Raw genomic sequence first — 2,228 nt, 5'->3', positions numbered from 1 at the left:
GAACCGCAGCACCCGACGCTCGGCGATGGCCAGCTGCCATGCATCGTCGTCGAGGTAGAGCTCCCCCGGCGGCAAGGGCTTGTAGACGCTGTCGTGTCGCCCCTTGGCGGCCGCGCCCTCGGCCCGGCTCTCGTAGGCGTCGTGCACGAACTCCCAGCGCGCCAGACGGGCTGCGGTCGCCTGGTCGTCGAGGCAGATCGACGCCTCGGTCAGGTAGTCCATCAGCGTCTCGAGCCGTTCGTGAAAGAACGGCAGCCAATGCTCCATACCCGCATGCTTGCGGCCGGCGCTGACTGCCTCGTAGAGCGGATCGTCGGCGGTGGCGCCAAATTCCGCGCGGTATGACTGGCGAAACCTTGTGATCGCTTCGTCATCGAGGATGACCTCGGAGGTGTCCGACGCGCGGATGCCCAGCTTGTGCTCCTTCTTGCCGGCCCGCAGCCCGGAGTCGTCACTGGAGACGATGAACGTCGCCTGTCCACGGTGGCCGAGGGCTGGCTCGACCGTCGCGACCACCAGGTGAACGTCGGCGACCCCGCCGTTGGTGATGAACACCTTGGTGCCGTTCAACACCCACTGGTCACCGCGACGTTCCGCCCGGGTGCGCAGCGAGCTCACATCGGATCCTGCCTGCGGTTCGGTGACGGCGAAGGCAGCGACGGCTGGATCCTCGGGGGTGCCGAACATCTTCGGGGCCCACTCGAGCAGCTGCTCCTGCGTTCCTCCCCCGGCCAGCGCCGCCAGTGGCAAGCCCGTGCCGAAGATCGCCAGACCGATCCCGGCGCATCCCCAGAAGATCTCCTCCATGATCATGGGCAGCGTCTGGCCGGTCGGGTCCTGAGTGTGCTGGAGGTAGATGTCGAACCCGTACAGGCCGGTCTCGGCGGCCTTGCGGATCACCGGCCACGGTTGCTCCTCGGTTTCGTCGTAGCGCGCGGCGACCGGACGGACCTCGCGCTCCGCGAAGTCGTGAGCCCAGGTACGCAACTCCTGCTGCTCGTCGGTCAGGCTGAGATCCATGTCACCTCCCGCCGGTGGTCTCGTCGGCCGGGTGTCCGGAGTCGACCGGTGATCGGCTACCGCTGCGGCGCAGCCGGCTCAGGCCCCAACCGATGGACGCGATCCAGGTCAGCAGCAGGACGGCGAGCCCGCCGTACGCGACGACGTCGATCCACGCCGGCGCCTCCTTGGCCTCCCGCAGCAGCAGTTTCCGGTTCGCATCGAACTCGCGGGTGAACCGCTGCTCAGCGGGTACCTCCTCGGCCGGGATCGCCTCATCCTCGGGGAGGAAGATCGGGGCGGCGATGTTGAGCCGGTCCTTCTGGATCCGGATCAGCGCCTTCCACTCGCCGTGCACGGGGATCGGGCGGGTGGTCCGGTAGACGCCCGGTTCGATCCGTTCGAGGGGGTCGAGGAAGCTGCTCTCACGCGTCCACTCGGCCCCCTGCCAGGCGGTGATGTTGAAGTAGTCGGCATCCTCGGCGAGGTCCGTCGGGTGCAGCCGGATCCTGGCGTGCACGGTGCGTTCCTCCGGATCCTCCTCGACATCCTCCAAGGTCGCCTCCACGGACGCGCCCGGCGCCGTGGTCATCGGCATGGGGTACGCGAGCGTGAACACCAGGACGGCACCCGCCACGGGTGCGACCCAACCGGCGACGTCCTGCCTGCGGTGGTCGGCCGGTGTGAGCGACCGGCCGATGAAGCCTCCCACCACCGCGGCGGCGACGGCGGCGGGGAGCGCCAGCAGGGCCTCTGGCAGCAGCGCGGCTGGCCACGCGATCGGCATCCCCACGTGGCTCCACGCCCACTCGACGGCCAGACCGAGCGTCCCGATGCCGAGTCCCGCCCATGCGCCGAAGGTCAGCTGCCGGTGGACCGGCACCCGCAGTGCCACGAGCTCGACCGCGACCGCCGCCCCCAGGTACAGCGGGAAGTGGAAGGCGGTCCGCCCAAGCACCGGGGTGATCAGGACCGTGAGCAGGACGCGGATCCCGAGGAAGACCAGCACCGCTCCCAGCGCACCGCCCCGCCCGAGGCGGATCCTGGCAGGGACCAGCGCCACCCCGGCGGCGAACATCAGCAGGACGGGCTGGTACAGCAGCCGGAACTGGGGCACGGCGTAGTCGAACTCCCCCTGCAGCGTCGAGGCCCCGACCAGGAAGGCACCCGCCAAAGCCAGATCGCGCAGTCGGGGGGCGGCCTCGGAGCGGGCCGGGGACGTCGGAGGA

The 2,228-nt window shown here is 69.8% G+C and carries 2 protein-coding genes; both read right to left on the bottom strand.

Annotated elements, in window-relative coordinates; genetic code table 11:
* Positions 1-1,020 (bottom strand): acyl-CoA dehydrogenase family protein (locus KY469_22875; protein ID MBW3665935.1); only part of this gene is annotated, 1,020 nt, incomplete at its 3' end.
* Position 1,021: 1 nt separating this feature from the next.
* A partial coding sequence (locus KY469_22870; protein ID MBW3665934.1) for a hypothetical protein occupies positions 1,022-2,228 on the bottom strand: 1,207 nt, incomplete at its 5' end.

The organism is Actinomycetota bacterium, from assembly GCA_019347575.1.
GTDB lineage: Bacteria > Actinomycetota > Nitriliruptoria > Nitriliruptorales > Nitriliruptoraceae > JAHWKY01.
Note: the sequence above shows the minus strand (reverse complement) of the source record. Positions and strands in the feature narration are given on the sequence as shown.